The sequence below is a fragment of the Streptomyces sp. NPDC046197 genome (genome assembly GCF_040646295.1).
Taxonomy (GTDB): Bacteria; Actinomycetota; Actinomycetes; order Streptomycetales; family Streptomycetaceae; genus Streptomyces.
This window is the reverse complement of the sequence record NZ_JBEYZY010000009.1, coordinates 109,611-131,432: the sequence shown is the minus strand read 5'-3', so window position 1 is coordinate 131,432 and position 21,822 is coordinate 109,611. Positions and strand designations below refer to the sequence as shown.

The 21,822-nt window shown below is 71.0% G+C and carries 12 protein-coding genes and 3 pseudogenes; 6 read left to right on the top strand and 9 right to left on the bottom strand.

Going from position 1 to position 21,822, the window contains the following annotated elements:
- Positions 1-95: 95 nt before the first annotated feature.
- Together AB0A61_RS15335 and AB0A61_RS15330 are read right to left on the bottom strand one after the other, a co-directional pair.
- Positions 96-1,103 (bottom strand): extracellular solute-binding protein, encoded by a 1,008-nt coding sequence (locus AB0A61_RS15335; protein ID WP_361291764.1) that lies wholly within the window; start codon positions 1,101-1,103, stop codon positions 96-98.
- Positions 1,104-1,482: 379 nt separating this feature from the next.
- Positions 1,483-4,197, bottom strand: a complete 2,715-nt coding sequence (locus AB0A61_RS15330; protein WP_361291762.1) for a SpoIIE family protein phosphatase — start codon at positions 4,195-4,197, stop codon at positions 1,483-1,485.
- Between the two features lie 575 nt (positions 4,198-4,772).
- On the opposite strand from AB0A61_RS15330, the pseudogene AB0A61_RS15325 reads away from it, so the two are divergent.
- Positions 4,773-5,273, top strand: a pseudogene (locus AB0A61_RS15325) (PAS domain-containing protein); the annotation flags it as partial.
- Between the two features lie 33 nt (positions 5,274-5,306).
- Here the strand turns inward: AB0A61_RS15325 and AB0A61_RS15320 are convergent.
- From AB0A61_RS15320 to AB0A61_RS15310, 3 genes are all read right to left on the bottom strand, one after another.
- Entirely contained in the window at positions 5,307-7,478 is a 2,172-nt protein-coding gene (locus AB0A61_RS15320; protein ID WP_361291967.1) for an FUSC family protein, read from the bottom strand.
- Between the two features lie 310 nt (positions 7,479-7,788).
- Positions 7,789-8,964 (bottom strand): glutathione-independent formaldehyde dehydrogenase, encoded by a 1,176-nt coding sequence (locus AB0A61_RS15315; protein ID WP_361291760.1) that lies wholly within the window; start codon positions 8,962-8,964, stop codon positions 7,789-7,791.
- 298 nt (positions 8,965-9,262) lie between these two features.
- Positions 9,263-10,384, bottom strand: coding sequence for a hypothetical protein (locus tag AB0A61_RS15310; RefSeq protein WP_361291759.1), 1,122 nt, complete (start codon positions 10,382-10,384; stop codon positions 9,263-9,265).
- Between the two features lie 761 nt (positions 10,385-11,145).
- Between AB0A61_RS15310 and uvrA the strand changes: the two genes are divergently transcribed.
- The 3 genes and pseudogenes from uvrA (at position 11,146) to AB0A61_RS15295 (ending at position 14,452) form a co-directional block, all read left to right on the top strand.
- On the top strand, positions 11,146-13,614 hold the full coding sequence (gene uvrA, locus AB0A61_RS15305) for an excinuclease ABC subunit UvrA (protein WP_361291757.1): 2,469 nt from the start codon (positions 11,146-11,148) through the stop codon (positions 13,612-13,614).
- Between the two features lie 49 nt (positions 13,615-13,663).
- Positions 13,664-13,762, top strand: a pseudogene (locus AB0A61_RS15300) (hydrolase); the annotation flags it as partial.
- Between the two features lie 27 nt (positions 13,763-13,789).
- A complete protein-coding gene (locus AB0A61_RS15295; RefSeq protein ID WP_361291755.1) occupies positions 13,790-14,452 on the top strand; it encodes an SDR family oxidoreductase in 663 nt (220 codons plus the stop codon).
- Between the two features lie 569 nt (positions 14,453-15,021).
- On the opposite strand, the gene AB0A61_RS15290 is transcribed toward AB0A61_RS15295, so the two are convergent.
- Entirely contained in the window at positions 15,022-15,384 is a 363-nt protein-coding gene (locus AB0A61_RS15290) for a hypothetical protein (protein WP_361291753.1), read from the bottom strand.
- A gap of 622 nt (positions 15,385-16,006) precedes the next feature.
- On the opposite strand from AB0A61_RS15290, the gene AB0A61_RS15285 reads away from it, so the two are divergent.
- Entirely contained in the window at positions 16,007-17,788 is a 1,782-nt protein-coding gene (locus AB0A61_RS15285) for a helix-turn-helix domain-containing protein (protein ID WP_361291751.1), read from the top strand.
- An 81-nt stretch (positions 17,789-17,869) separates the two neighbouring features.
- On the opposite strand, the pseudogene AB0A61_RS15280 reads toward AB0A61_RS15285, so the two are convergent.
- Positions 17,870-17,974 (bottom strand): annotated as a pseudogene (locus tag AB0A61_RS15280) (IS5/IS1182 family transposase); the annotation flags it as partial.
- Positions 17,975-18,441: 467 nt separating this feature from the next.
- Positions 18,442-19,866: an NAD-dependent succinate-semialdehyde dehydrogenase gene (locus AB0A61_RS15275; protein WP_361291749.1), complete on the bottom strand. Its 1,425-nt coding sequence runs from the start codon at positions 19,864-19,866 to the stop codon at positions 18,442-18,444.
- A gap of 264 nt (positions 19,867-20,130) precedes the next feature.
- Between AB0A61_RS15275 and AB0A61_RS15270 the strand changes: the two genes are divergently transcribed.
- Positions 20,131-20,511, top strand: coding sequence for a DUF2267 domain-containing protein (locus AB0A61_RS15270; protein ID WP_159664843.1), 381 nt, complete (start codon positions 20,131-20,133; stop codon positions 20,509-20,511).
- A 239-nt stretch (positions 20,512-20,750) separates the two neighbouring features.
- Here AB0A61_RS15270 and AB0A61_RS15265 read toward each other — a convergent pair whose 3' ends face one another.
- Positions 20,751-21,641 carry a LysR family transcriptional regulator gene (locus AB0A61_RS15265; protein WP_361291747.1) on the bottom strand — a complete coding sequence of 297 codons (891 nt, stop codon included), beginning with the start codon at positions 21,639-21,641 and terminating at the stop codon, positions 20,751-20,753.
- Between the last annotated feature and the right edge of the window lie 181 nt (positions 21,642-21,822).

The following is a 21,822-nucleotide window of genomic DNA, read 5'->3' as shown; positions in this document are numbered from 1 at the left end:
CTGCCCTGCTCGATCCGGGTGGCGATGACGGGCCCGCTTCGTGTCGGTGCCCCTTCGCCGCACAACTGCTGGGTGGGCGCCGGGAGCGTCCCTGCTTAGCCGGAGGCGGCCTTCGCCCAGCCCTGGGTGACCGTCTCCTTCACCTTCTCCAGTTGCGCGTCCGTCGGGAACTGCGGCGTTCCCTCGACCGTCGGCAGTCGTGCAGCGGCGGCCTTGTCGAGGGTGCCGTCCTGCCTCATGGCGTCCATGAGTACCGGGCGGGCATAGGCGCGCAGCCGGAGGTTCTGGCCCTCTGGGCTGAAGAGGTACTCCTGCCACAGGCGCGCAGCCGCCGGGTGCGGGGCGTTCTTGTTGATCGCCAGCGCGAAGTACTGGGCGAAGCTGCCGTCGAAGGGGATCGAGACCTGCCAGTCCACGCCCTTGTCGCGGAGTTGGTCGGTGTAATGGAGGTTGATGTAGTCCCAGTTGATGCTGATGGGGGTCCGGCCGCTCGCGACCGTCGCCGAGTTGGAATTGAGAGGGTTGAAGTTGCCGCGATTCTTGAGCTCGGCGAAGAAGTCGAGACCCGGTTGGACGTTGTCGAACGACCCGTTGTTCGCCAGGGCGGCCGCGTAGACACTGGCGAAGGCGGTGGCCGACCGGGGCGGGTCGCCTTCGAGCGCGACCATGCCCTTGTGATCGGGCTTCAGAAGATCGGCGAAGGTTGCCGGGCAGACCTTGACCCGGTTGGCGTCGCAGCCGATGGAGATGTAGCCCCCGTAGTTGTTGTACCAGCGGGCATTCGAGTCCTTCTGACTACCGGGGATCGAATCGTAAGCGGCGACCTTGTACGGCGCGAGAAGATTCTGCGCCGCTGCTTTGCGCGCGAACGTATCGCCCACGTCGATCACGTCCGGCGCGGTCGGCCGGCTCCCCCTCTTCCTCAGGGCGTCGATCTCGTCCTCGCTGTGGCCCAGCGGATCCTCGACCGTGACCTTGATCCCGTACTTCTTCTCGAAGCCGTTGATCAGGCCGCCGTAGTTGGCCCAGTCGTTCGGCAGCGCAATCGCTCTGAGCGTGCCCTCCCGTTTCGCTGCGGCGATCAGTGCGCGCATGCCGCCCATGCTCTCGGCGGACGTGGCCGCCGACGGCTGTGCGAGGCCGGCGGTCGGTGTGTTCTCGCAAGCGCTCAGGCCCAGTGCCACAAGAGCGAAGCAGCCGAAGACCGCCGCTGCTCGGGCACACGGTGTAGTCACGGCTGCCCCCGGACGTGAGGAGTGGCGGGCCTCCCGCTGTGCCTCCCCCTTCCTCGGCTTCACGGCGCCGACGAAGTGGTCATCATGGCCAGAGTACCCGGCAGCCTGGATGGCGGACTGTCGTCCCGGAAGCCCGCGATCACCGTCTCTGCCCCGGCACTCGGCTTCTCCGTACGTCCCGGGCCCGGCCGCGCCGACGCCGGCACGCGGCGCGCGCCGGCCGAAGGAAGGGACGTACCGGCGCACCTCACAGCGCGGTGTCGTCCCATTGGCCGAGCAGGATCTCGCCGAGATCTTCGCCCTCCGGCGTGGCGCCGTGGTGCAGGGACTGTTCGGCCCAGATGACCTTGCCGGTGGGCGTGTAGCGGGTCCCCCAGCGTTCGGCGAAGCGGGCGACCAGAAACAGTCCGCGGCCTCCTTCGTCGGTGGCCTTCGCCCGGCGCAGCCGCGGCGAGGTGCTGCTGCCGTCCGCGACCTCGAAGATCAGGGTGCCCGCATCGGGGCGGCCGATCGGCTCCGTGCGCAGCACCCGCACGGTGATGGGTTCGGCTCCGTGGCGGACGGCGTTGGTGATCAGCTCGCTGAGGATGAGTTCGGCGGTGAATCCGACCTGCTCCAGCCCCCACTCCGCCAGCCGGCGGGCGCAGGCGCTGCGCACCGGGGCCACCGCCGCCGGGTCACGGGGCACGTCCCACTCGGCGACCTGCTCCGGCCCGAGCCGGCACGTGCGGGCCACCAGCAGCGCGATGTCATCCCTGGGCCGGTCGGACAGCATGGCCTCCATCACCGCCGCACAGGTGGCCTCCGGCGTGCGACCCGGCCCTGTCAGAGCATCGCGCAGGGCCTCCAGACCGGCGTCCAGGTCTCGGGTGCGGTCCTCGATCAGTCCGTCGGTGTAGAGCACCAGTCGGGAACCCTCGGGCACGGTGAGCTCGGCGGTCTCGACAGGCAGGCCGGCTCCGAGTCCCAGTGGCGGGGAGACGGGCAGTTGCGGGAAGTCGACGGTCCCGTCGGGCCGGACCAGTGCCGGTCCCGGGTGGCCGGCGGTGGCGACGGTCAGCCGCGCGGAGGTGGGGTCGTAGACGGCGTACTGGCAGGTCGCTCCGGTGATCACCCCCTGCCCGTGCTCCGCTGCGGTGACCTCCTCGGCATCGATCTGCGCCACCAGCTCGTCCAGCCGGCCCAGCAGCTCCTCCACGGGCATGTCCAGGCTGGCGAAGTTGTGCACGGCGGTGCGCAGCCGGCCCATGGTCGCGGCGGCGTGCAGACCGTGGCCGACGACATCGCCCACGACCAGCGCCACCCGGGTGCCGGACAGCGGGATGACGTCGAACCAGTCCCCGCCCACTCCGGCCTGGGCCGGCAGGTAGCGGTAGGCCACGTCGAGGGCGGACTGCTCGGGCAGCGCGCGTGGGAGCAGGCTGTGCTGCAGGGTGACGGCCATGGCGTGTTCGCGGGTGTAGCGGCGGGCGTTGTCGATGCACACCGCTGCCCGGGCGGCCAGCTCCTCGGCGAACGACACGTCCTCGTCCTCGAACGGCGGGGAGCCCTGTGCGCGCCAGAAGTCCACCACGCCCAGCACCACGCCGCGGGCGCGCAAGGGAACCACGAGCATGGAATGGATGCCGTGATCGAGGATCTGCCGGGCACGTTCGGGTTGCTGGGCCAGCCAGCCGTCGGAGGCGCTCAGATCCCCGACCAGGACCGGTCGGCCCTCGGCCATCGCCGTGGAGACGGGGTGGTCCGGGACGAACCGGATGAGCTCCCGGACGGGATGGAGGCGATGGTCCGCGTCGAGACCGGCGACGGCGCTGCGGCGCAACTCGGTGATCCCGGCGGTCGCACCGGAGGTCTCCTCGCCGAGCAGGACCGGGTCCGGCAGGTCGACGGTGACGATGTCGGCGAACCGGGGCACCGCCACCTCTGCCAGTTCCTCGGCTGTGCGCTTCACATCGAGCGTGGTGCCGATCCGCAGCCCGGCGTCGTAGAGCAGGTTCAACCGTCCGCGCGCCACCTCCGCCCGGCCGGAGAGGGTCCGCAGCTCGGTGGTGTCCCGGAGCGTGACCACGCTGCCGACCGGTCCGTGCGGTGCGGTGAGCCGCTTGCTGACCGCGAGCAGCCGGTCGGCCGCCAGGTACACCTCGTCGGTGGTGGGGCGGTCGGAGGCCAGCAGCCCGGCGAGGTCCTCGTCCAACCCCAGATCGGTGATGTGCCGCTGCTCCGCGTCCGCCGGCAGGTCCAGAAGCCGTCGTGCCTCGTCGTTGGCCAGCAGCAGCCGGCCGTCACCGCCGACGATCAGCACTCCTTCCCGCACCGCATGCAGCACCGCGTCGTGGTGCTCGTACATCCGGGTCATCTCGGTCGGCCCCAGGTTGTGGGTCTGCCGCCGCAGCCGCCGGCTCACCAGGCCCGACCCGCACGCGGCGACCACCAGGGCCGTGGCGGCGCTGCCGAGGAGGACCGGGAGCTGCCGGTTCACCCTGTGCTGCACCCTCTCGACCGTGACGGGCACGGAGACGATGGCGATGACCGAGCCGTCGGGACCCCTGACGGGAACCGCCGAGATCACGGAGAGCCCCAGGGACCCCTGGAAGGTACTCGTGAAGGGCTTGCCCGTCGCCGCCTTCGCGTAAGGCCCGATGACGTGTTTCCCGACCTGATGCGGGTCGCTGTGGGTGAGGGTGATCCCGTTCAGCCCGTACACGATGATGGCGTCGACGCCTGCGGCCTTCCGGGCCGCCTCGGCGTGCGGCTGCAGCACGGCGGTCGGGTTCGCGCTGTTCAGTGCCGCCACGATCCCCGGGGAGTGCGCGAACGTCTGCGCCGCGACGAGCGTTCGGTGGCGGGCGTCCGCCATCACGTCGTGTTGAGCCTGCACCACGAGCGCCACCAGGGCGGCGGCGACGAGCAGCACCACAACGGCCAGCTGGAGCAGGAACACCTGGCCCGCGAGGCCGTGCACGCTCAGCAGCGAGCCCGACCGCCTCCCCTTCTCCGCCTGACGGGGCCGGCCGGGCCGATGGGTCCTCCCGGACACATCAGGCGTATCCCGCCCGGATTCACCCGAAACTCCACTCATATCCCCTTTCTATCGTTTCTGGGTGGCCGATCACGAAGCGACCGGGACGGACTGGTCCACTCAGGGATGGCCACGAGCGCATGGGCCCTGCCGGAGGGCGCGGTCACGCACAGCCTCTGAGGTCTGGTTCGAGCCCACAGGGCGACGTCATTCGGCACCAGGACCGGCGGTCGGCCGACCGTTGAAGGCGGTTTCCCTACGGCGCGGGCTGCACCGACGTGCTGTACAGCACGGGCCGGCACCGCGGCTGCCGCGCCGACCCGGTGTGCCGCCCGGGCGAAGAAAGCGACTGTCGGCGCAGCCCCCGTGCGGGCGCGGGTACGGCCGCCGGCATCGCCGGCCTGTGTGTCAGCAGTCGGTCCAGGCGTGTACTGCCTGGGTCCGGGCCGACCATGGATGAAGAGAACACCCACCGGTACGGCAAGAGCCGGGGCGCCGAGCGGGAAGGAAAATGAGGCATGGGTACGACGGACTCCTCCCGAGCAGGCCGCGGCCGGTCGGTGGCAGGTCCTGCCGCGCCGCCCAGTGGCCTGCTCGATCTGCTCAGTGTCGCTGCGGTGGTGCTGAATGCGCAGGGCCATGTGGTCTTCTGGAGCCCGAAGGCCGAGGAACTGTTCGGCTACACCGCGGCGGAGGCGCTGGGTCGGCACGCGGCTCGGCTGACGGTCCACGAGGAGCACCGGGACGCGGTGATCAAGCTGTTCGCCGAGGTCATGGAATCCGGCACCGACTGGGCAGGGGCGTTCCCGATCCGGCACAAGGACGGCAGCACCCGCTTGGTGGAGTTCCGCAACATGCGGCTGGTGGACGACCTCGGTGACGTCTACGCCCTGGGCCTCGTTGCGGACCAGGCCGCTGTGGAGCGGATCGAGCGAGATGCCGCCCTGGCGATGCGTCTGGTGTCCCAGTCCCCGGTTGGGCCGGCCATTCTGGACCCGGAGCTGCGGTACGTGGCCGTCCAGGGGGCGCGGTGCTCTCTGGCGCCGGCGCCGTCACCCACCTCGGTGCGCGGGCCCTGATCCGTTACCTTCCGCAGCCAGGGTCGCCCGCACCCGCTGCTCCTCGCGAGCAGAGCCGACGTCCCGTTCCAGGGGTGTGCGGCTCACGGCTGTCGCGAGGTCTTCCAAGGCCCGTTTTTGCAGTTCCGCCTCGCGCCGCACGACCGGGCTCCCATTGCCGGCGGCCTCCTCCCACGCGTGGAGCGCCTCCTCCACGCGTCCCCAGTCCGGATTCCTGTGCTCGCGCACGGCGACTGCTGCCTTCGCGGTGTCCGTCTCCAGGGCCTCGGCGAATCGCTCCGCCTCGGGGACGACACGGCTGTCGGCCCGCGGGACGTGGCTCTCCATGAGCATCGCTGCCCGGCCGAACCCCTTGAGCGCCTCCTGCGCCTCCCGCGCCTCGCGCGACGTCAGACCCCTGGGGCGGACAGGTTCCTGCCTTGCCCGGTCGTATGCCTCCTGCCAGGCGGCACGTGCCTCCCTGCTCTCCAGCAGTGCCCTGCGCATGTCGGCGTGATGCTCGCGGCTCGGTTCGGCGTAGTTGCGGAGCACCGCGGCCGCGTAGCGGCCGTTGGCGGCGAGCCAGTCCGCAAGCCGGCTCGGCAGCCGGGGTGTCTCCCACGCGGGGAACACCACGTACGCCAGCATCGCCAGGACCCCGCCGAGCAGGGTGAGCACCACCCGCTCCGGGACTGTCTGCTCCCATGCCTGGCCGCCCATGCCGAGCAGGAAGACGACGTACGCGGCGGTGAAGCACTGGGAGTAGGCGTAGCCGGTACGGTTCAGCGTGTACGACAGGCCCGCCGAGACCACCGCCAGCGCGCCGGACACATGGGCGTCCGGGCCCAGGGCCCGCACCATGCCGGTGGCGAGCGCGACCCCCGCCAGGGTCCCGGCGAGACGGGCCACCGCACGCGCGTACGTCCGGTGGAAGTCCGGCCGCATCACCATCACCGAGGCGATGGGCGCCCAGTAGCCGTGGCCCAGGGGTAGGCGGGCGGCGATCAGATAGCCGAGCGTGGCCACCGCCGCCAGGCGGACGGCGTGCCGGAACACGGGCGAGTCCAGGCGGAGCTCCCGGCGGACCGCCCCGACGACAACCGGGAGCAGCCGGAACATTGTCGGGCGCACCAGGAACTGGGCGCCCGCGGGGCCGGGCGGCGTGGGCGTCCTCCCGCGCGCGCCGCAGCAGGCGATCTCCAATGCCTCGCCGAGCAGTTCCACGAGCCGCTCGGCGGCCTGCCGCGCGGGGCCCTCCAGCACCTCGTGCTCCTCGTCGATGCGCACGACGTCCATGGTCCCGGGCCGCACCTCGACGGGAGTGCCGCGGCGGATCGAACGGGCGGCCGCGTCCAGGACGTCGGCGGCCGCGTCGAGCAACTCCCGCGCGCGGTCCCGCCCGGGCCCCTCCGCCGGGGCGCCCACGTCCGGGTCGGCGAGTGCCGCGACCACCGGTCGAATGCGCTCGGCGAGTCCCCGGGGGCCGTGCAGGACGGGGGGACGGGTGCGGGCCTGTGACGGCGTCACGGCAGCCGCGTCCCGGGCCGTCATCAACGGCTCCGGGTCGAACGGGGCGGTCGGGTCGTGCCGCAACCGGCGGGCGTAGTCCGCCACGGCGGCCAGGGCGTCGGCGAGCGCGTCACGATGCGCCCCCCAGCGCCGGATCGGGAACAGCAAGATCAGCACGGCCTGTGTCACGCCCCCGAGCGCGATGACCCCGGCGTGCTCCAGGGCGCGCCCGACGCTCGTGGGCAGGGTGATGGTCACCAGCATGCTGCCCACGGTCGTCGCCGCGACGATCCCAGCGGTCGATCCGACGGCCCACGCCATTCCCGCGGCAAAGGCCCATACGGCCAGCAGCGGCAGGAACGTCACGAGTCGCCCCGCCGCCAGGTAGCCCACGAAGGTGCTGAGCGCCAGACCCGCGCCCGCGCCGAGCGCGATCACCTTGCGCGGACGCCAGCTGCGCTGGAAGGTGGCCCCACCCGCGGAGTAGGCGCCGAGGGCGGCGGACGCCGCATACGCAGGGGAGACCAGCCACAGCGTCGGCCCGACGACGATCGCCACCCCAGCGGCCGCACGCAGCGCGAGCAGGGGCTCCAGCCGCGTCTCCTCGATCTTGAGCCCAGATCGCACGACCTCCCCGAAGGCCCGCAGCCACGTCACGGGTGTCCGCCTGGCCGGAATGCCCTGCCGGGTCGCGTCGGCCTGGTCGAGGTGCGGCAGCCCTCGGGCAAGGAAGCCTCCCACACGGCCCGCCACTGGCGGCCGCAACCGCTGGACGGGGTGCTGCGCCTCGGGACACTGCTGCGCGTCCGCCGTCCGTCCTCCGGGCCGGAGCGCGGGCAATCGTTGTTGGTTCAGGTCCGGCCGGAGCGCGGCGATTGCCCCCAGCCCCGTCCGGCGGACGGGCAGATCGCCACCCGTCCCCCGGAGCGGTCCAGGGGAAACAGGGGGCACGGCGGCCCCGAGTCTCTTACCGCTTGTGGCCGTTCCCGTGTCCGTCGGGATGCAGGACCACCTTGGTCCAGCCCTCGTCACGGGCGTCGAAGTGCTCGTAGGCGGTGGGGGCCTCGTCCAGGCTGAGCTCGTGGGAGACGACGAAGCTCGGCTTCGCCTTCCCGCCTGCGATCAGGTCCCGCAGCGCCCGGTTGTACCTCTTCACCGGCGCCTGCCCGGTCCCCATGTGCTGGCCCTTGAACCACATCATGCCGAAGTCGATCGGGACCTTGCCCTGGGCCTCCAGCTCGCCCTGGGCTTCCGCGCCGCCGGGGTCCTGGGGCAGGAACACGCCCACCACGCCGATGTCGCCCGTGAACCTGACCGAGTCGATCAGGCCGTTGAGCGTGAGGCTGGCGTCCTCGTGTCCCTGGGGGTCGTGTGCCTGGTAGCCGACGCATTCGCAGCCGTTGTCGGCGCCCAGACCGAGGGTGGCCTCCTTGACGACCTCCGCCGGGTTCTGCTCGGCGGTGTTGATCGGGATGGCCCCGATCTCCTCCGCTTTGCGCAGCCGGTCGGGGTGGTGGTCGGCCGTCCAGACGCGGCCGGCGCCCTTGAGGAGGGCGGAATAGGTCGCCATCAGCCCGACCGGACCGGCCCCGAAGACGATGGTCTGGTCGCCCGGTTTGACGTGGGCCATCTCGGTGGCGTGATAGCCGGTGGGGAAGATGTCGGCGAGCATCACGTAGTCGGTCTGCCGCTCGGTGGCGTCCTCGCCCAGACGCAGCGCGTTGAAGTCGCCGTAGGGCACGCGCAGCAGCTCCGCCTGGCCGCCCTGGTAGGGGCCCATGTCGGCGAATCCGTAGGCGGCTCCCGCGAGGGCCGGTTCCGGCTGCATGGTCAGGCAGTAGTTGGTCAGGCCCCGCTCGCACTGCTTGCAGAAGCCGCAGGCGATGTTGAAGGGCAGGACCACGTACTCGCCGACCTGGACCTTGCGGACGGCCGAGCCGACCTCCACGACCTGGCCCATGTTCTCGTGTCCCAGGGTGCGGCCGGACTCGAACGAGGTGCGGCCCTCGTACATGTGCAGGTCCGAACCGCAGATGTTGGTGGTGGTGATCTTGACGATGATGTCGCAGGGGTGTTCTATCTTCGCGTCCGGTACGTCCTTCACTGTGACCGTTCGCGGTCCTTCGTATACCGCTGCTTTCATGGTGACTTTCCTCGCTGTCGCGGCATGGCGGTGATGGAGAGGGCGCAACGGCCCTGACTCTCGATAGGGCTGCGACGGGGTCCGCGGCTCCGGCGCGCCTCTGCGGGCCGTTCACCTGGATCAGGTGGAACGGTGGTTTTGCCGCCGGCCCGCCAGGCGGAGCTTCGGCGCTCCGGCGGCGTTGCGTCCGGGTCCCCGTCGGCCCCCGAGGCGAAACAACCACGCACCGACCGATCAGCGGAATCTCCGGACCCGGACGACCACCAACCGACGGCACATCCCCGACTGAGGTCACCCGCTAGTCACCGTGGTCCTCCTGCAGCACGCTGCGACGCTCCTGTTCGCGCTTGGAGTAGGCGGCTGCCCGGATCGCCTCGTCGCTCTCCAGACCCGATCCCAGCGCGCCGCCCACCGTGGCGACCGAAGCGACGAACCAGGCCAACGTCCAGTACTCCGAGACGTGCAGCGGCGTTCGTGTCGTGGAAGCGAACACGTGGTCGTTGAGGATGAACAGCGCGCACACCAGGTTGATGACCATCAAACCCACGTAGCAGACGATCACCCCGATACCCACGGTCACGACCGTCGAGGTGTTGTAGAGAGCCGCCCTCTGCCTCGCCTCCGGCGAAACCTCATCCGTTCGATGCCACAGGTTCGCGTCCACGATCAGCCAGCCGAGCATGAGAGCGACAGACCCGACCGTGGCGATCACCAGGCGTGGCGTGCTCAGGGAGGTGGCCAGGTTCCAGATGGTGGAGTTCACAGTGGCGACGGCTCCCGTGGCGAGTGCGGCCGCCAGGGCTTTCGACAAGCCCGGCACCAAGCGCCACGGCCGGTTGGCGCGGACCATACCGAGGAGCACCCTCAGGTAACCGCGCGGCCCACTGATGACGTACCGCAGATCGACGATCTCCTCCTCACCGATCTGGCCCGGATGGATGGGCGCGAGACGACCGATGAAGGGCCCCCGCAGCGGCTGACTTCCCGGAGGACCCTCAGCCCCAGTGGCCCGCGGGCCCGCCAAGCTGAGCACGGCTTCTTCCACGGCCTGCCGGGCCCTGGTCTGCAGCCGGAAGCCCCCCAGCGTGGGAAGAGACAGCAGCGCCAAGCCGTGTTCGTGACTCAGATCCACCACGAGCTTGCGCCCATGTGAGTGCAGCGGAAGGTCGGTGAGGGCCACGACGATGTCCCAGTTCCCCTCACTTCCGCGGTCCATGATCCGGTGCATCAAGGTGGGCGGGTCCTCGGCCCCTGCGGTGAAGGGCTCACTGACCACCTCGACGTCGAACCGTCGTCCCTGGCCTGACCTGTCGGCGAGCCGATCAGGAAGCATCTGGGCCATGCGCTGCGCGATCTCCGTCGGCGCATCCGGATCCGCCAGGAGAGCCACGACCGTAACGTCCTGAGACGACACCCGCATGACTCCTTCTCGTCGGCTGCCCCCGCGATCGCACGTGGCCACAGGATGCCCCCGAGGTAACGCCGACGCCGCGTGACACGCTGGCCCCCACCAGCAGGTGCAGGCGGTACGGTCGGATCTCCTCGTCCTGCCCGTGCGGGGCCTGCTCCACCACGGAGCCACGGTTGCGTGCGCCACCGCGAACACCCGCTCCGCGCCACCCCGGTCGGCACCGCACGCCGCGCCACCGGCCACCCCGCTTCGATGTCCGGCCCGGGAGTAGCGGCTCGATCCGCGCCCACGGCGCGTCGGTCAACGGCGCGCCCTGCGTTTTCCCGGTGCTCGTGCACGAGGCGGATCGCCATGCACCCTCACCGACCGCCGAGGCCATCCGTTTGACCGAGCCGCTCCTGACGTCGCCGGCGGCGAGGACCCCGCGACCTGGGGCTGAGCCGCCGGGCGAGTGTGCCACCGGGAGGCGAACCACCGCGTTCGCCGAAGCGCGCCGGCAGGGGGCAGGCGAAGGCCCCGACTGGTTCGGGGGATCCTCAGCCGGGGCGGATCGAGAGTGGGCGCGAAGGGCGGTCGCCCCGCGGTGGGGCTCCATAAGGCTTCAGCCGGACGATCCTCCTCATGGGCAAAGGGTGAGGCCCGGGGACACAGTTCCCTTCACGCCCACATACGGCTCAACGGTGAAGCACTCTCGAATAGCGCTCGTGTGAGCGGGGCCCGGTGACGGCGCCCGTCGCGCGGTTCCCGGCGCGATCAGGTAATCAGGAACGGTGAACGAGGACGCGACCGACCCCTTCGTGCATGTCCGGGGCGCCGGTGAGAACAACCTGCGGAACATCGATGTCGACGTTCCGCGGGACGCGATGGTCGCCTTCACCGGCGTCTCCGGTTCGGGCAAGTCCTCGCTCGCGTTCGGCACGCTCTACGCGGAGGCCCAGCGGCGCTACTTCGAGTCCGTAGCACCGTACGCCCGAAGGCTGTTGCAACAGGTCGGCGCACCGCACGTGCAGGAAATCACCGGACTGCCACCGGCCGTCGCCCTGCAGCAGCGACGCGGGTCGCCCAGCTCGCGCTCGACGGTCGGCACCATCACCACGCTGTCCAATCTGCTGCGCATTCTGTACTCCCGCGCCGGCACCTATCCGCCCGGGGCCGCACGGCTGGAAGCCGAGTCGTTCTCACCCAACACCGCGGCCGGCGCCTGCCCGAAGTGCCACGGGCTGGGCGTCGTGCACGACGTCGCCGAGGACCTGCTCGTCCCGGACCCCTCGCTGAGCATCCGCGAGGGGGCGATCGCCGCCTGGCCGGGCGCCTGGCAGGGCGCCAACCTGCGCAGTGTCGTGAGCGGCCTGGGGATCGACATCGACCGACCGTGGCGCAGGCTCAGGAAGAAGGACCGGGACTGGCTGCTCTACACGGACGAGCAGCCCTCCGTGTACGTCGAGCCGGAGGAGGACCGCATCGACTACGGCTACCAGGGCAAGTTCTGGAGCGCCCGCAAGCACGTCATGCACGTCCTCGCCGACTCCAAGAGCGAGAAGATGCGCGAACGGGCGCTCCGGTTCGTCAGGAGTGTGCCCTGCCCCGAGTGTCACGGCAGCGGACTGCGGCCCGAGGCGCTCGCCGTGACCTTCGCCGGACGTTCCATCGCCGAGATCAACGCGATGCCGCTCACCGAGGTCGTGGCGCTGCTGCGGCCCGTCGCGGGGCGGTCCGAGGCCGACGCCACCACGTCGACCGCCCGATCCGGGGAGACGACCGAGGTCGCGGTCCGGATCTGCGGCGATCTGGTCGCGCGGATCGACGTACTGCTCGACCTGGGCCTGGGATATCTCAGCCTCGGGCGCCGCTCGACGACCCTGTCGCCCGGCGAGGCGCAGCGCCTGCGGATCGCCACCCAGCTGCGCTCGGGGCTGTTCGGCGTCGTCTACGTCCTCGACGAACCCTCCGCGGGCCTGCACCCGGCTGACGCGGAACCGCTGCTGGACGTGCTGGACCGGCTCAAGGCAGCGGGCAACTCGCTGTTCGTCGTGGAGCACGACATGGACGTCGTACGGCGGGCGGACTGGGTGGTCGACATCGGCCCCGGTGCGGGCGAGGGCGGCGGACGCGTGCTGTACAGCGGCCCGGTCGCCGGTCTTGAGCGGGTCGAGGAGTCGGCCACGAGCCAGTACCTGTTCGGGCGCGCCCAGCCGCTCGATCACCGCCCGCGCACACCGCACGGGTGGCTGCACCTGCGCGGCGTCTCCCGCCACAATCTGCGCGACGTGTCCGTCGACGTACCGCTCTGCGTACTCACGGCGGTGACGGGCGTGTCCGGTTCCGGAAAGTCGACGCTGGTGACGCAGGTGCTCGGCGAGGTCGTCCGCGGCCACCTCGGACTCGTACCCGAGGAACCCGACGAGGCGCAGCTGGAGGTCGACGTCCAGGACGCGTCGGGGGTCGAGTCCTTCGACCGGCTGGTCCGGGTCGACCAACGGCCCATCGGCCGAACTCCCCGGTCCAACCTGGCCACGTACACCGGGATGTTCGACGCGGTGCGCAAGCTGTACGCGGCGACGGACGAAGCCAGGGCGCGCGGCTACTCGGCCGGGCGGTTCTCCTTCAACGTGCCCGAAGGGCGGTGCGAGACCTGCCAGGGCGAGGGATTCGTCGCGGTGGAACTGCTGTTCCTGCCCGGCACCTACGCGCCGTGCCCGACCTGCGAAGGCGCCCGGTACAACGCCGAAACGCTGGAAGTGACCTACCGCGGCAAGAACATCGCGGAAGTGCTGGCGCTGTCCGTCGACGCCGCCGCCAAGTTCCTGTCCGCCGTCCCGGCCGCCTCCCGCAGTCTGGAGACGTTGCGCGAGGTGGGCCTGGGGTACCTGCGGCTGGGCCAGCCCGCGACGGAACTCAGCGGCGGTGAGGCGCAACGCATCAAACTGGCCACCGAACTGCAGCGAGCCCGCCGCGGGCACGCGCTCTACCTGCTCGACGAGCCGACGGCCGGGCTGCACCCTTCGGACATCGCGCTGCTGCTGCGACAGCTGCACCGGCTCGTCGACGCCGGCAACACGGTCGTCCTCGTCGAGCACGACCTGGACACGATCGCCACCGCCGACTGGGTCATCGACCTCGGTCCGGGCGGCGGCGACGCGGGCGGGCGGGTGGTCGCGGCAGGTCCGCCGGCCAAGGTGGCGAGGGCCCGCCGCAGCGCCACCGCGCCCTATCTCGCGGCCCGGCTCGCGCGCTCCTGACGACAGAATCGCGATCGCGAATCCCCGAGCACCTGCGGCGCGACCCGGTGGCCGGGTGGTCTCGCGCACCAGCGCGGTGCGCGAGTACGCCGACTTGGCGGCATCCGGGGGACCCGACCTGCCGCGGCAGTCCCGCAGCCCGGCGTGAGCGGTCGCGTGTGGCAAGAATGACCCCATGCACTTGGTGATCGCGGGTGGACACGGAAAGATCGCGCGCCGGCTGACCCGGCTGCTCTCGGCGCGCGGCGACAACGTCACAGGGCTGATCCGCAACCCAGACCACGCCGACGACCTGCGCGCGGACGGCGCGGAACCGGTGGTGTGCGATCTGGAGCACGCCTCGGTGGACGAGGTGGCCGGCCACCTTCGCGGCGCCGACGCGGCACTGTTCGCCGCGGGCGCCGGACCGGGCAGCGGCGCGGCCCGCAAGCAGACGGTGGACCGGAACGCGGCCATCCTCCTCGCCGACGCGGCCGAGCGCGCCGGGATGCGCCGCTTCCTGGTGATCTCCGCGATGGGCGTGGACAGCCCGCCTCCGCCCGGCACCGACCCGGTGTTTGCCGCCTACCTGAAGGCCAAGGGCGAGGCGGACGCCGACATCGCCTCCCGTCCGGGACTGGACTGGACGATTCTGCGCCCGGGGATGCTGACCGACGACCCCGGTAGCGGCCGCGTCACGCTCGCCGAGCACACCGACCGCGGCCAAGTGCCGCGCGATGACGTGGCTGCGGTGCTCGCCGCCCTGCTCCACGAGCCCAGGACCGCCGGGCGCATCCTCGAGCTGATCAGCGGGTCCACCCCGGTCGAGGAGGCGGTGCGCGCCGTGGCCGGCGGCTGACGCCGCACTCCGCCCTCGCCCGGGTGCGGGTAATGACCCACACCCGGGCGCTGAGGTGCCGGGGCCGTCGTAGTCGCGTTGCGCGGCTCTCTGGCAGTCACGGCCGATCCGGCACCGGCCGCAGCAGTCGTGATTCATGATGGTTTTGTTGCATTCGCATTCTCCCTGTGTGAGGGGCCGGCGCCGGACAGCGTCGGCACCGACGACCTGGCGACGGCCGATGGTGGGGCGCCGTCCGCGGACCGCCTCTCTGGACGACGCCGGATTGCCGTTCGCACGGTGAGGCCGCAGGCGTTCCACCACGGCCTGAGAGGGGAGGATGGACCTGAGCGACGAAGGAGGCCCGTCATGGAATCCGGAGCCCCTGATTACGACGCCTGGTACTCGCGCACACCCTCGCAGGCCGAGGGCGAGCGGGACGAGACGGGCGAGCGTACCGCAACGGAACAGCACCCGGACGTCCCCGGAGCGAGCCATCCCAGGCGGAGGGCGAGCGGGGCGACGACGCCCAGCGCCACTGGACGCCCCGTCGCCGGGGGCCGGGTGAGGGTGCACTTTTTCCGGCGCTGTCACCGGTTCCCGCTCCGCCTGCCGTCCAGCAGTCCGTGCAGGTGCGCGGCGGCGTTCTCGATGTCCGCGTATTTCTGCTGTCCGGCGCGTACCTCGGCAGAGAGCACACCGCAGCGGTGGACGCGCTCGAAATCGCCGTAGGGGAACTTGTACCGGCCCTTGGTCTCCTCTCCCATCGCGTCATCGATGCCCAGGTACCACCTGGCGTACTCGTCGAATCCGTGCTCCTCGAGGTAGGCATTCTCGTCCGCTGCCGAAGGCCGGTGCTCGCTCCACTCGTCCCGGTCGTCCAGGACGATCCGGCCCTCTTCGGTCAGTTTCTTTGCGTGGTTGAACGCCATCGCGTTCAGTTTCACCGGCATGCCGTTTACCGCCCCATCGACAGTCGTGTTCAGATGTCGGCTGCTGCCGCCCGGATATCCTGTCGAGCCTGCCCCATCAGCTCGTTCAAGTCGCCGACCTCAGGAGTGAGTTCCCGCGCGCGGCGCGTACCGTCCGGGCGTCGGCGCGGGCAGTTCCTTCTACTCGCCGGGGATGGCCGGAACCACAGGCGCCGCGAGCCGCACCTCCGCCATGGCCGAGCAACGCCTCGACGAGGAGATCGAAGAACTGGTCCGGGCCCTCGAAGAGAGCGGGCCCGCCACGCGCGAAGGGCTCGAGCAGGCCGTCCATGGCAGGTCGTGTGGACCCGGGCGCTTCGCAGGGGCCTTGCGGGAGGCCGTCGGGGAGTCCCGCGCCCGCACAGGGGCCGCGCCAGGTGGCCCACGCCGCGTTCCTACCGGTGCGCACGGGGAGTCTCGAGCACTCCCCAGGGTGACGAACCGGGTGGCTCCACGCCTGCGTCTGGCGAGTCAGGAATGCACAGGTCCGGTCGCCCCACGAGTACGAGAGAAAGGATCCACACATCTCGGGTAGGCCGGCCCGGGAGCGGGTACGCGACATGTCGCTCGGCTCCCTGAAGGCTTCGAGGGACGGAGTGATCCCATGGCCGGCAGTGGGGCGCACAGCCCGTACCACCGCTACTCCCACCGGAAGGGCAGCCTTCCGCGGGGCAGCGCCCGGCGGCACCCCACGGCGGCGCGCGGAGGGCCCCGCCCGCCCGCTCGCACCCCAGCCGACCATGCCCTCCACGAACTGGTCGAGCTCTCCCGCGCCCTGTTCGACACTTCGGACGAAGTCGACATTCTGCGCCTGGCCATGGACCACATAGCCGCCGCGGGGCCATACAGCGCCGAGGCCGGATACCTCAAGGTGGGCGGCGGCCTGGTCCCCAACCCATGGAACGGGCGGATGCCTGCCTTGGCCGTCAGCCGGAGGGTGCGGGAGCTGGCCGGGCAGGACGGCGACGTGACCGTACCCGGCAGGCCCTGGGGCCGGGCCCTGGCGCTACGCGGACTTGAGGGACTCCACGGCTACCTCGTGGTGACGTCCCGCTCCCGGCCCACCGAGGCCGAGCGAACTCTGCTCGCCACGCTCGTCCGGCACACCGCTGCTGCACTGTCAGTCGCCTTCGCACATCGCCGCCGACGCGAGGACGCGCTGGAGCTGCACCGACTGAGGGACGAACGCACAGCCCTCCAGCGGCAGCTGATCTCCGTCGTGGCTGAGCTGGGCTACCAGCGAGCCGTTCACGCTCTCATGGCCGACGTCGCTGCCTCGAGCGGCGGCGAGGAAGCCGTCACCCGCGCACTGCACAGGCTCACTGGACTTCCCGCGCTGGTCGAGGACCGCTTCGGTCGGCTGAGGTCCTGGACCGGCCCCGGCCGCCCCGACCCCTATCCCGAACCGGACCCCGTGCGCCAGGACGAAATGCTGCAAGCCGTCGCCAAGGAGGTCGGGCCGGTGCGGATAAAGGACCGGTTGATCGCCCTGGTCCACCCGCACGGCGAGATCCTGGGCGTGCTGGCCCTGGTCGATGCCCGGGAGGAGGCCGACGAGCACACCGTACTCGCGCTTGGACACGCCGCCACGTCGCTCGCCCTGGAGCTGGCGCACCTGCGCAATCTGGCCGAAGTGGAGCTGAGGCTGCACCGAGAGTTGGCCGACGACCTCCTGGCAGGGACGGACGAGGCGAGCGCCTACGCCCGGTCCGAGGCAGTCGGACACGACCTGCACCGCAGCCACTACATCGTCGTGGTGCAGTGGTCGAACCGGACTGCGGACGTTGCCTTCGCCCAGACCGTGGGCAGGGCGGCCTCTGCCGTGGGCATGCGCTCGCTGCTGACCCGCCGCTCCGACCACGTCGTCCTTATCGCCGACGACAGGCCGCACACCCGCGCGTTGTACGAGGCGCTCGCCCGGGAGACCGGGACACGGTCCGGGACGATCGGGGTGAGCGCCCCTTGCGACTCCGTAAAGGACATCCCCCGCCACTACCAGGAGGCGCAGCGCGCCCTGGAAGTGCGCCGCCACTGCCGCGAGCGCTACGGCACGTCGTTCTTCGACGAGCTTGGCCTCTACCGCATCCTGGGACCTGGCAGCGATTACCGGGAACTGGAGACGTTCGTACAGGAGTGGCTCGGGCAGCTCATCGACTACGACTCCCGGCACCACGCGACCATGGTGGAGACCCTGTCCCGGTACTTCGACTGCGGCGGCAACTACGACGAGACCGCAGAATCCCTCGCGATCCACCGCAGCACGCTGCGCTATCGGCTCCAGCGCATCCGCGACATCAGCGGCAACGACCTCGCGAACGTCGAGGACCGGCTGAACCTCCAGGTGGCGACCCGAGTGTGGAGGATCGTGCTGGGCGGGCCCGGCTGACGCCTCGCTGGAACTCATGTGGGAGTGGTGTCAGCAGCGCTGCAGTGGGTGGGCCGGGCGGCGGAGGAGCATCCGGGCCGCCCTGCGGATGCCGGGACGGCCGGCGGTGACCTGGTCGAGCAGCCGGGTGCCGGCTGCGGAGTCCTGGATACCGGCCGCGGTGACCAGCACCGCCAGGAGGAGGCCGGTGCGCCGCTCCCAGCGGACAGCGGGACGACCAGGGCGCGAGCCAACCGCACCAGCCCGGCCTTGGCCAGAGTCCCGTTGAGCGCCCGTGAGGGCGTTCGGCCAGCACCGACGATTCGCCGTATCTGCACCGGGGATACCGCGTATCCACCATCGATGCGCACCGCATCGGTGCGCACGGCACGGCGGTGGTGGGGACCGACTGCCGCGCGGCACGCACCAGGTGCCCACGGTGGCGCGGTACTGGTCCGCGCCGGCCCGGTGATGCACCGCGAGAGCCCGCTCCGGATACTCGGGAGGACGTTTTCGGCGAACCGGATGATGGTGTTGACGATGCCCCGGATTGTGCAGGGGACCGTGTCCACTCCTCAGCCGCTTGAAGCACAGCCCCTCCACCCCGGCCGCCGTCCACGCCGGCCAATCCCGCGTCAACGTGAACAGGAGAGTGCGGTCGACCGGCTCGTAGGTCAGCCCAGCACTTCTTCGATCGGGGCGTCGGCGTCCACGTAGCGCACGAGCTTGCGGTTCGCGAATTCCACGATGCCCACGTCGCCGAGTTCGCGCCCGTAGCCGGAGCGCTTGATGCCGCCGAAGGGCAGCTCCGGTCGGGACGCGGTCGGGTGGTTGATCCACACCATGCCCGCCTCCAGCCGGTCCGCGACTCCGCGAGCACGTTCCGGGTCGGCGGCGAAGACCGCGCCTCCCAGGCCGTAGGGGGAGGTGTTGGCCAGTGCCACGGCCTCGTCCTCGTCGGCGACCCGGTAGACCGTGGCGACGGGACCGAAGAGCTCTTCCCGGTAGGCCCGCATGTCCGGTGTGACGTCGGTGAGAAGGGTCGGCTCGACGAAGGCGCCCGGCAGGTCGGGCCGCCCGCCGCCCAGCACCACCGTGGCTCCCTTGTCCACCGCGTCACGAACCTGCTCCATCAGGAGCTCGGCCGCGGCCTCGGAGGACAGCGGGCCGAGCGTGGTGGCGGGGTCGGCCGGATCTCCCGGTCGCACCTCGCTCATCCGGTCGCGCAGCCCGGTGACGAAGGCGTCGTAGACGTCGGCAAGGGCGATGAAGCGCTTGGCCGCCACGCAGCACTGCCCGGTGTTGCCCATCCGGCCGAGGAACGCGGCGTACACGGTGCGCTCGAGGTTGTGACCGTCCAGCACGACGAAAGGATCACTGCCACCCAGCTCGAGGACGGACTTTTTGACATTGCGGCCGGCGATCTCGCCCAAGCTCACGCCCGCCCGCTCGCTTCCGGTCAGTGACGCCCCCTGCACTCGAGAGTCATCGATGATCTTCCCGACGTCTCTGCCCCGCACGAAAAGATTGGTGTAGACCCCGGTCGGCACACCCGCATCCGTGAACAGCTGCTCGAGTGCCAGTGCGGACTGGGGGCAGCTACTCGCGTGCTTGAGCAGGATCGTGTTGCCGAGGACGAGGTTCGGACCCGCGAATCGGACCACCTGGTACAGCGGGAAGTTCCACGGCATCACGCCGAGAAGGACCCCGAGCGGCTCGTTCACCAGCACGGCCGTGCCCTCGGGCACCGGCAGGGGTCGCTCTTCCAGCAGCTCGGGGCCGTGCTCGCCGTAGTAGGTGAGGATGTCGGACGCGAGGTCGACCTCTGCACGGCTCGAGTTGATCAGCTTGCCGACCTCAAGGGTCAGGAGGTGCGCCAGTTCCTCCTTGCGCTCCCTCATGAGCCGACCGGCGCGTTGCACGAGGGCCCCCCGGTCAGCCGTCGACCGGGCACGCCAGTTTGGAAAGCTACAGTGCGCCGCGTCGATCGCGCGCCCCACGTCCTCCGCGCTCAGCGCCGGGAACTCACGAACCCTTTCACCGGTGTACGGGTTGACCGTGGCGATGGGGCTTCCCTGGGCAGTGACATGGGCGTTCATGACGCCTCCCTGGAGTCGGGGCCCCTCGGGTTTCCACGCCCGAACCCGCTCACACGTGCTGATTCGTCCCATGCCACAGCAAGCTGTGGCACCCGGGTCCTCTGTGGTTCAACGTCGAATGCGCAGAGCCGCCCGAGTTCGGCTACGTCTGTGGGTGGTCGTGGTCACCGCCGTCCGTGCGCGGGCACGGGCCGGGTCGGTGTGGCAGGCTTGCAGGGGGGTCCGCGCCGTTCGTCGCAACACAGCAGCGAAGGAGGACGACGCATGGATGAGCAGGAATTCGTCCGTACCGTCGCCGAGCGCACCGGACTGAGCCGGCAGGAGGCGGCGGACCTGACCTGGGCCACGCTCGAGACGCTGGCCCACAGGCTGAGCCCCGGGGAGGCCAGGGACCTGATCACCGAGCTCCCCGAGGGCCTCGCGGAGGCGGTGCGCCGGGGAACCACGGACCGCATCGAGCGCTTCGGCCACTACGACAGCGTGCGGCGCGTGGCCGAACGCACCATGCTCAAGGAGGAGGAAGCGGACCGGGGTGTGCGGACCGTACTGGCCGTGCTCCGTGAGGCGATCAGCGAGAAGGAGTTCAACGACCTGATGTCGCAGCTCGGAACGGACTTCTCCCAGGCCCTCGAATCCGCCGGGTGACCCCGGGGCCTTCGGCACGGCGCCCGTGTCACGGCGCCGACGGCCCGGACGCTGCGTGTGCGCCGGGGCACGGTGGGTGACACCCGCGGATCGCCGGTCCCTCGCGGCCGCCATTGCCGCCTGTGGACGACGGCAGCGTGAGCGTCAGCGGATGCTGCGGCAGATGTCGCGGCCGGAGCGAGGCGGACGCAGGGGGCCGGACACCACCGACGGGTGACGGCCGGGCCGCGGCCCGGACGTCACAGGGCGATGACGTGGAGGTCGACCAGGTCGAGCAGCGCCCGCAGAGCCGAGCTGGGCCGCCGGGTCGACGACGTGCCGAGATGCATGCTCCAGCGGAGCATGGTGCCGTGGACGTCCAGGACGTGCAGGCCGGGGGTGCGGGCAACGGCGAACGCGGGCAGGAAGGCGATGCCCAGACCGTGCCGGACCAGTGCCGCCCCCATGTCGATGTCGGGCACTTCCAGTGCCACCCGGCGTGCGACGCCCGCCGCCGCGAACGCCCGGTCGACCACCTCGCGGTTGCCGTAGCCCGGCGGGAAGTCCACGAAGGGCTCCCTCGCGAGGTCCGCAAGTGCCACCTTGCCCCGCTGCGCGAGCGGATGGGCGGCGCTCACCACCAGGACGAGCGGCACGGTGGCCAGCTCCCGAGCGTCGATCCCGGCGGGCTTGCGTTCGGGCAGCGACAGGAAGGCCACGTCCAGGTCCCCGCTGAGCAGCGCGTGCGCCAGTCCCGCCGAGCCGGCCGTCGCCAGCCGCAGCCGGACGTCGATCGCCGGGTGCCGCGCGTGCAGCTGCCCGAGGAGCGCAGGCAGGTCCACCACCTCGACCGAGGCCATGGCGCCCACGTTCACCGTGCCGCGCAGCGTGTCCTGTGCGGCGCGCACGGCGTCCTGTGCGGCCTGGGCGGCGTTCAGGGTGGCCCGAGCCTCCGGCAGCAGCGCGGCGCCCGCCCCGGTGAGCCGGACCTGCTGCGACGTGCGCTCGAACAGCGCGCAGCCGAGCTCGTGCTCCAGGGAGCGGATGGCGGCGGACACCCCCGACTGCACCACGTGCAGCCGACGGGCGGCACGCGTGAAACTCAGCTCCTCGGCGACCGCGATGAAGTGCTCCAGCTGACGTAGCTCCACACGAGAAGTATCACTCACATTGCTCAAGCCCAGCAAAAACATTCGTTGGCATTGATCCCCGCTGGTGAGGAGGATGGAAGGCGCCATCCACTTCCGCCCGAGGAGGGATACCCCTGCCTGCCGTTCCCACGCCGCTGAGCCGTCGCACAGCCGACGCTCCCGGCGACCCGACCCACCGGAT

Bases quoted from the DNA above. Each gene is read 5' to 3' on its own strand.
- AB0A61_RS15335 (WP_361291764.1), bottom strand. From the start codon at position 1,103: ATGGGCGGCATGCGCGCACTGATCGCCGCAGCGAAACGGGAGGGCACG.
- AB0A61_RS15315 (WP_361291760.1), bottom strand. From the start codon at position 8,964: ATGAAAGCAGCGGTATACGAAGGACCGCGAACGGTCACAGTGAAGGAC.
- AB0A61_RS15310 (WP_361291759.1), bottom strand. From the start codon at position 10,384: ATGCGGGTGTCGTCTCAGGACGTTACGGTCGTGGCTCTCCTGGCGGAT.
- AB0A61_RS15295 (WP_361291755.1), top strand. From the start codon at position 13,790: ATGCACTTGGTGATCGCGGGTGGACACGGAAAGATCGCGCGCCGGCTG.
- AB0A61_RS15290 (WP_361291753.1), bottom strand. From the start codon at position 15,384: ATGCCGGTGAAACTGAACGCGATGGCGTTCAACCACGCAAAGAAACTG.
- AB0A61_RS15285 (WP_361291751.1), top strand. From the start codon at position 16,007: ATGGCCGGCAGTGGGGCGCACAGCCCGTACCACCGCTACTCCCACCGG.
- AB0A61_RS15275 (WP_361291749.1), bottom strand. From the start codon at position 19,866: ATGAACGCCCATGTCACTGCCCAGGGAAGCCCCATCGCCACGGTCAAC.
- AB0A61_RS15270 (WP_159664843.1), top strand. From the start codon at position 20,131: ATGGATGAGCAGGAATTCGTCCGTACCGTCGCCGAGCGCACCGGACTG.